Origin of the sequence: Brachyspira sp. SAP_772, from assembly GCF_009755885.1 — a bacterium.
In the GTDB taxonomy this organism is placed as follows: Bacteria; Spirochaetota; Brachyspiria; order Brachyspirales; family Brachyspiraceae; genus Brachyspira.
Genome location: NZ_VYIX01000186.1, coordinates 1 through 694 on the forward strand (window position 1 = coordinate 1; position 694 = coordinate 694).

Below are 694 nucleotides of genomic sequence, written 5' to 3' on the forward strand. Positions count from 1 at the left end.
ATAAGGCATAAGGAGGAATTATTTATGTCTGTAATAAAAGTAGATAATATTAGCAAAGATTATGGAAGCAAAAGAGGAGTATTTAATTTATCTTTTGAAGTGAATAGAGGAGAAATATTTGGAATGCTTGGTCCTAATGGAGCAGGTAAGACAACAACTATAAGGCAATTAATGGGTTTTATAAAGTCTGATAAAGGAAGTGCCAAAATATTAGATATGGACTGTTTTGTAAATAGAGAGAATATACAATTGAAGTTAGGATATTTGCCTGGAGAGATTGCTTTTATGGACGARATGAAGGGKAGTGATTTTATAAGATTTATTGCTGARATGAAATCAATAAARARTAAAAAWAGAATTAATGAGCTTACWGATTTRTTTGAACTTGATGCTAATAGAAAAATAAAAAGTATGTCAAAAGGTACAAAACAAAAAATAGCTATAGTATGTGCTTTTATGAATGAGCCTGAAGTTGTTATACTAGATGAGCCTACAAGCGGACTTGACCCTTTGATGCAAAAAAAGTTTATTGAATTGATTTTAGAAGAGAAGAAAAAAGGCACTACCATTTTTATGTCATCGCATATAATTGAAGAAGTTGAAAAAACATGCGATAGAACTGCAATATTAAAAGATGACAAACTGATAGAAATAGAAAATATGGAAGAATTAAAATCTAAAAAAAATAAAAATT

Annotated in this window: 1 protein-coding gene; it reads left to right on the forward strand. The window is 28.6% G+C overall.

Features of this window, described 5'->3' with window-relative positions; genetic code table 11:
• Positions 1–24 precede the first annotated feature (24 nt).
• A partial coding sequence (locus GQX97_RS13435; RefSeq protein WP_157152304.1) for an ABC transporter ATP-binding protein occupies positions 25–694 on the forward strand: 670 nt, incomplete at its 3' end.